The 6,720-nt window shown below is 69.5% G+C and carries 6 protein-coding genes; 2 read left to right on the top strand and 4 right to left on the bottom strand.

Annotation, left to right across the window (positions count from 1 at the left end):
• The first annotated feature begins 43 nt into the window (after positions 1 to 43).
• Positions 44 to 802: an SAM-dependent methyltransferase gene (locus VFM98_RS23735; RefSeq protein WP_325112363.1), complete on the top strand. Its 759-nt coding sequence runs from the start codon at positions 44 to 46 to the stop codon at positions 800 to 802.
• Positions 803 to 821: 19 nt separating this feature from the next.
• On the opposite strand, the gene VFM98_RS23730 is transcribed toward VFM98_RS23735, so the two are convergent.
• The 4 genes from VFM98_RS23730 to VFM98_RS23715 form a co-directional block, all read right to left on the bottom strand.
• Positions 822 to 1,823, bottom strand: a complete 1,002-nt coding sequence (locus VFM98_RS23730) for a S49 family peptidase (protein ID WP_325112361.1) — start codon at positions 1,821 to 1,823, stop codon at positions 822 to 824.
• Between the two features lie 132 nt (positions 1,824 to 1,955).
• Entirely contained in the window at positions 1,956 to 2,321 is a 366-nt protein-coding gene (locus VFM98_RS23725) for a Rieske (2Fe-2S) protein (protein ID WP_325112362.1), read from the bottom strand.
• 5 nt (positions 2,322 to 2,326) lie between these two features.
• On the bottom strand, positions 2,327 to 2,995 hold the full coding sequence (locus VFM98_RS23720; protein WP_325112360.1) for an HAD-IA family hydrolase: 669 nt from the start codon (positions 2,993 to 2,995) through the stop codon (positions 2,327 to 2,329).
• The gene (locus VFM98_RS23715) at positions 2,952 to 4,007 is read right to left on the bottom strand and encodes an RluA family pseudouridine synthase (RefSeq protein WP_325112359.1); all 1,056 of its coding nucleotides are present in this window, start codon (positions 4,005 to 4,007) and stop codon (positions 2,952 to 2,954) included. Before VFM98_RS23715 ends, VFM98_RS23720 begins: the two co-directional genes overlap by 44 nt.
• 499 nt (positions 4,008 to 4,506) lie before the next feature.
• On the opposite strand from VFM98_RS23715, the gene VFM98_RS23710 reads away from it, so the two are divergent.
• A partial coding sequence (locus VFM98_RS23710) for an Rne/Rng family ribonuclease (RefSeq protein ID WP_325112358.1) occupies positions 4,507 to 6,720 on the top strand: 2,214 nt, incomplete at its 3' end.

Raw genomic sequence — 6,720 nt, 5'->3', positions numbered from 1 at the left:
GCACCTGCCGCATGCTGCGCGCGGCGGGGCTGCGCGTGTTCTGATGCCGGGGCGGCTCTATCTCGTTCCCGCGCCGCTGGATTTCGGCTGCGCAGCGACCGTGCCGATCGGCGAGGTGCTTCCGGCCGGCACGCTGGCGGTGGCGGCGCGCCTGACGCACTGGATCTGCGAGAACGCGAAGAGCGCGCGGGCGACGCTCAAGCGCGTGGGCGAGGTGCAGCCGCTCGCCCTGCCCTTGCAGCAGCAGCGCATCGCGGAGTTGCCGCGCGAAGTGCACAAGAAGGGCGACCATGCTCCCGCGTCCTTCGATGCACGCCCGCTGCTGCAGGCGGCGGTGCAGGGCGAGGACATGGGCTTGCTCAGCGAAGCCGGCATGCCGGCCGTGGCCGATCCGGGATCGTCGGTGGTGCGGGCCGCGCACGAACTCGGGATCGAGGTGGTGCCGCTGGTGGGCCCGGTGTCCCTGCTGCTGACGCTCGCTGCCAGCGGCCTCAACGGCCAGAACTTCGCCTTCGTGGGTTACCTGCCGCAGGAAGCGGCTGCCCGCGCGCAGCGCCTGCGCGAGCTGGAGGCCCTGGCCTTGCGCACGGGGCAGACGCAGATCTTCATCGGGACGCCGTATCGCAACGAGGCGATGTGGCAGGCGCTGCTGCAGGTGCTGAAGCCGCAGACGCGGGTGGCGGTGGGGATGGGGCTCACGCTGCCTCTGGGGAGTTGCCGCAGTGCGAGCGTGGCGGCCTGGAAGCAGCGGCCGGCGCCGGTGAAGAACGACACGCCGGCGGTGTTCGCGATCGGGGCGTGACGAAGCGGGGCCGCCAGGCTCACTGCAATGCTGGCACCGCCCGCAGCGCCTTCACCGCGCCTTCGCCGATCGCGGCGCCGAAGCGCTTGGCCAGCTTTTCGGCCACGTTCTCGTGGCGCGTGTAGTCCACCAGTTCCTCCGCCTTGATCACCTCGCGGGCGACGTAGTCCAGGTTGCCGAGCTGGTCGGCCAGGCCCAGGTCGACCGCCTGCTGGCCGGTCCAGAACAGGCCGCTATAAAGCTCCGGCACTTCCTTCAGGCGCTTGCCGCGGCCCGTGCGCACCACCTCGATGAACTGGCGGTGCACCAGGTCCAGCATCTGCTGCGCGTGCTCGCGGTGGCGCGGGGTCTGCGGGCTGAAGGGATCGAGGAAGCCCTTGTTCTCGCCCGCCGTCAGCAGGCGGCGCTCCACGCCCAGCTTGTCCATCAGGCCGACGAAGCCGAAGCCTTCCATCAGCACGCCGATGCTGCCCACCATGCTGGCCTTGTCCACGAAGATGCGGTCGGCCGAGACGGCGATGTAGTAGGCCGCGGAAGCGCAGGACTCCTCGACCACCGCGTACAGCGGCTTCTTGTAGCGCGCCTTCAGCCGCCGCAGTTCGTCGTTGACGATGCCGGCCTGCACCGGGCTGCCGCCGGGCGAGTTGATCAGGAGCACCACGCCCTGCGCGCCGGCGTCCTCGAAGGCCGCTTTCGCGGCAGCGACGATGAACTCCGCGCTGGCCTCGCTCTTGGGCCCGATCTCGCCCTCGATCTCGATCACCGCGGTGTGCGGCTGCGCCTTGTCCGCACCGGGCGTGCCCTTGTACGTGAGCAGCCAGATCAGGACGATGAAGAAGGCGAGCCAGGCCAGGCGCACGAAGGTGCGCCAGCGGCGCTGCGTCTTCTGTTCCTCCAGGGTGGCGAACAGCAGCTTCTCCAGCGTCTTGCGCTCCCAGCCCGGGGTGGCCTCCGCGCGCACGGGGGCGGAATCGGCCGGCGGCGGCGCCGGCGGCAGTTCGCGATCGTTTTCGTTACTCATTCAGTTCTCCAGGGCACCCCCGCCGCAATCAGCGCGAGGCCTGATCCAGTGCCACCGCGGAACCGGCTTCGCCGGGCCGCTGGTGGCGCCCCCTCGAGGGGGAGGCGCCGAAGGCGCTTCGGGGGGGAGCCATTACGAAACCGGGTGGAGATTGAAGGCAGTATGCCAGTGCACGATGCCGTCCTTTTCGGTGACGGCGATGCGCACCAGCGGGCCGCGGCAGGGGCCGCCCGCGCAGGCGCCGGTGTCGGGCCGGTAGACGGCGCCGTGCGTGGCGCACAGCAGCCACTGGCCGCTGTCGTCGAAGAACCGGTTCGGCTGCCAGTCCAGCTCCATCGCCACGTGCGAGCAGCGGTTCAGGTAGGCGTGGACCTGGCCCTTCCAGCGGATCGCGAACGCGCGGCAGGTCTGGCCGCCGTAGACCACGTCGAAGGGCACGGCCAGGCCGCCGTCGGCCAGGTCGCGCGAGTTGCACAGGGGAACGGGCGTCTCGTCCACGGCTTTCACGCGTTGCGCAGCAGCCAGTCGTGCAGTTCGCGTACCGAATGCACGATGGCGCGCGGCGCGAGCGCCTCGAAACCTTCGGTCGGATGCGCCCCGTAGCTCACGCCGATGCTCGCGCAGCCGGCATTCAGGGCCATCTGCAGGTCGTGCGTCGTGTCGCCGATCATGAGGGTGCGCTCCGGCTCGGTGCCGAATTCGCGCATCAGCTCCAGCAGCATGGTCGGATCCGGCTTGCCGGCCGTCTCGTCGGCCGTGCGCGAGCCGTTGAACACGCCGGCGAGCTGCGCCGAGCGCAGCGCCTCGTCCAGCCCGCGGCGCGACTTGCCCGTGGCGACGGCGAGCCAGTGCTGGCGCTGGCGCAGTTCGTCCAGCATGGGCAGCACGCCCTCGAAGAGGGAGATGTCGTCCTGGTGCGCGAGGTAGTGCTTGCGGTAGGCAGCGCCGAGCGCCGCATAGCGCTCGCGCGGCACGTCCGGCGCGGCATGCGCCAGCGCTTCCATCAGGCCCATGCCGATCACGTAGGCGGCATCGCGCTCGGTGGGCATCGCGCCGCCCACGTCGACCACCGCCTGCTGGATGCAGCGCACGATGATCCTGGTGGAATCGAACAGCGTGCCGTCCCAGTCAAAGGCGATCAGGTCGTACTGGCGGGGGCGGGATCCGGGCATGGTCGGTGAATTTCTGCAGGTCCGCAGGCAGGGGCGCCTGCAGGGTGATGCGCTCGCCGGTGGCGGGGTGATCGAACTGTAACCGCCACGCGTGCAGGAACATGCGCTTGAGGCCCTGGCGCACCAGCGCCTTGTTCAATTCGAAGTCGCCGTACTTGTCGTCGCCGAGGATGGGATGGCCGGCGCTGGCGAGGTGGACGCGGATCTGGTGGGTGCGGCCGGTCTTGATGGTGACTTCGAGGAGAGTGGCTTCGGGAGCCTGCGGAGTGCCCCCACCCCTGCCCTCCCCCAGGGGGGGAGGGAGGAAAGCCTTTTGCGCCACTTTCACGAGGGTGATGGACCGCATGCCGTCCGGGTCGTCCTTGGCCACCACGCGCACGCGGCGTTCGCCGTCGGCCTGCAGGTACTTGTGCAGGGGCTGGTCGATCACCTTGCGGTTGGCGGGCCAGGCGCCGGCCACCAGGGCCAGGTAGGTCTTGCCGGTCTCGCGCTCGCGGAACTGGTCCTGCAGCTTGGTGAGGGCCGAGCGCTTCTTGGCCACCAGCAGGATGCCGGAGGTCTCGCGGTCCAGCCGGTGCACGAGCTCCAGGAATTTCGCCGCCGGCCGGGCCTGCCTCAGCTGCTCGATGACCCCGAAGCTCACCCCGCTGCCGCCGTGCACGGCCACGCCGGCCGGCTTGTCGATGGCAACAAGGTGCTCGTCCTCGAACAGGATGGGGAATTCGCGCGCCGGCGCCGGCCGGTCGGCCTTGGCGGCCACGGCCTCCGACACCCGGACCGGCGGCACCCGGACCACGTCGCCGAGGCCCACCCGCGCATCGGCGGAGGCCCGCCCCTTGTTCACCCGCACCTCGCCGGAGCGGATGATGCGGTAGACGTGCGTCTTGGGCACGCCTTTGAGGATGCGGATGAGGAAATTATCCAGTCGCTGGCCGGCCGACTCCTCCCCGACTGTCAGAAATTGGACCTCGGCGCTTGCAGGGGGCGAGCCGCCCCCTATAATCGGTTTCACCAGGGTTACGCTGTAAGTGGTTGATTTGGCTGGCAGTTTAGTCCACGCCCTGACCATCGCAGCACTGGCAGGTCGATGCCACCGGCACCGGCGCGCGCAGATCGGGCCTTTCGCCCCTCTCCAGCGCATGCCCGGCTCCGGCACGGTCCGGCTCTTCGAAACACTGAACGGAATACAAAGTCCGCCAGCAAGGCGCTGGCGGACGGATCAAAGCGAGACAACGCGGTGCTGATGGTGCTCCTCCTGGCTTTCTGGCGCTGGCTGCTGCCGGCGCCCGCCATGCAGGTCCCGTGGCCCCTTGCCGGCACGATTCCCACCGCAGCCTTTGCGGTGCAGCGCCGTCGCCCCCTCGCCCCCATCCCTGTGCCCTTGCGTAGGTTGCTGAGCTAGCCGCTCCGCACCGCACGTCGGCCATTCCCGCGTTTCGAAGCGTCCGTCCCGGCATCGAAGTTCGCGCCCGCAAGGGGCGCGTTGTGTCGAAGAACAAAGGTGACGCTAAATGAAGCGGATGCTGATCAATGCCACCCAGGCCGAAGAACGCCGGCTGGCCATCGTCGACGGGCAGAAGCTCCTCGACTACGAGATCGAGATCGAAGGGCGCGAGCAGCGCAAGGGCAACATCTACAAGGCCGTGGTGACGCGCGTGGAGCCGTCGCTGGAAGCCTGCTTCGTGGATTACGGCGAGGATCGCCACGGTTTCCTGCCGTTCAAGGAAATTTCCAAGCAGTTCTTCGCGCCGGGCGTCTCGCCCTCGCAGGCCCGGATCAACGACGTGATCAAGGAAGGCCAGGAGCTGCTGGTCCAGGTGGAGAAGGAAGAGCGCGGCAACAAGGGCGCGGCCCTCACCACCTTCATCTCGCTGGCCGGCCGCTACGTGGTGCTGATGCCCAACAACCCGCGCGGCGGCGGCGTCAGCCGCCGCATCGAGGGCGATGACCGGGCGGAACTCAAGGAAAACATGGACCAGTTGGAGTATCCCAACGGCATGTCCATCATCGCCCGCACGGCGGGCATCGGCCGCAGCGCGCCCGAGCTGCAGTGGGACCTGAACTACCTGCTGAAGCTGTGGGGCGCCATCGAAGGCGCCGCCAAGGGCGGCAAGGGCGCCTTCCTGATCTACCAGGAGTCGAGCCTGGTGATCCGCGCGATCCGCGACTACTTCAACAACGATATCGGCGACATCCTGATCGATACCGACGATATCTTCGAGCAGGCGCACCAGTTCATGTCGCATGTCATGCCCGAGCATGCGAACAAGGTGAAGCGCTACCGGGATGATTCCCCGCTGTTCTCGCGCTTCCAGATCGAGCACCAGATCGAGTCGGCCTATGCCCGCGAGGTCAAGCTGCCCTCCGGCGGCGTGATCGTGATCGACCACACCGAAGCGCTGGTCTCCATCGACGTCAACTCTGCCCGTGCCATCAAGGGCGGCGACATCGAGGAGACGGCCACCCGCACCAACCTGGAAGCCGCCGACGAAGTGGCGCGCCAGATGCGCCTGCGCGACCTGGGCGGCCTGATCGTGATCGACTTCATCGACATGGAGGAGTCGAAGAACCGCCGCGAGGTGGAAAACCGCCTGCGCGACGCCCTGCGGCAGGACCGCGCCCGGGTGCAGTTCGGTTCGATCTCGAAATTCGGCCTGATGGAAATGAGCCGCCAGCGCCTGCGCCCGGCCCTGTCCGAAGGCGCGTCGATCCCCTGCCCGCGTTGCGGCGGCCACGGCCACATCCGCGACACGGAGAGCTCCGCGCTGCAGATCCTGCGCATCATCCAGGAAGAGGCGATGAAGGACAGCACCGCCGCCGTGCAGGTGCAGGTGCCGGTGGAAGTCGCTTCCTTCCTGCTGAACGAGAAGCGCACCGAGATCGCCAAGATCGAGCTGAAGCAGAAGATCAGCGTGATCATGATCCCCAACAAGACGCTGGAGACGCCCAACTACCGGCTCGAGCGCCTGAAGCACGACGACCCGCGCCTCGACAACCTGAAGGCCAGCTACCACATGGCCGAGGACTTCGACGACACGCAGGTCACGCGCCGCTCGCACGAGCGGGTGAACAAGCAGGAGCCGGTGATCAAGGGCGTGCTGCCCGACGCGCCGGCGCCGCTGCCGACGCCGAAGCCGGCCACGCCGGAACCGGTGGCCAAGGCCGCCCCGGCCCCCGCGCCCGCGCCTGCCGCGGCGCCCGTGCGGCCGCAAGCGCCGGCGGAGAAGGGTTTCTTCTCCTGGTTCAAGAGCGTGCTGGGCCTGACCCCCGCCGCCGAGCCGGCGCCGGCCGCCGCTGCGGCCCCCGCGCCCGAAGCGAAGAAGGAAGAGCGACGCGGCGAGGGCCGCGGCGAGCGCAGTGACCGCCGCCGCGGTGAAGGCCGTGGCGAGCGCGGCGGCCGCGACCGCCGCCGCGAAGGCGAGCCTCGCCGCGACCGCGCAGTGGCCGAAGGCGCCGAAGGCAATGGCCAGCGTGGCGAAGGCCAGCAGGGCCGCGGCCAGGAAGGCCGGCGTGAACGCGGCGAACGTGGTGAGCGCGGGCAAGGCCGCGAGCAGCGCGAAGCGCGGGACCAGCGCGAGGGCCGTGAAGGCCGCGAGCCGCGCGAGGGCCGCGAGCCGCGCGAGGGCCGCGAGCCGCGTGAGGCCCGCGAGGGCCGTGAGCCGCGTGAAGCCCGCGAGGGCCGCGAGCCGCGTGAGGCCCGCGAGGGTCGCGAACCGCGTGAAGCC

The organism is Ramlibacter sp., from assembly GCF_035706265.1.
Classification (GTDB): Bacteria; Pseudomonadota; Gammaproteobacteria; order Burkholderiales; family Burkholderiaceae_C; genus Ramlibacter.
Note: the sequence above shows the minus strand (reverse complement) of the source record. Positions and strands in the feature narration are given on the sequence as shown.

Excerpts from the sequence above, each read along its gene's own strand:
- VFM98_RS23735 (WP_325112363.1), top strand. The coding sequence starts at position 44 with ATGCCGGGGCGGCTCTATCTCGTTCCCGCGCCGCTGGATTTCGGCTGC.
- VFM98_RS23720 (WP_325112360.1), bottom strand. The coding sequence starts at position 2,995 with ATGCCCGGATCCCGCCCCCGCCAGTACGACCTGATCGCCTTTGACTGG.
- VFM98_RS23730 (WP_325112361.1), bottom strand. The coding sequence starts at position 1,823 with ATGAGTAACGAAAACGATCGCGAACTGCCGCCGGCGCCGCCGCCGGCC.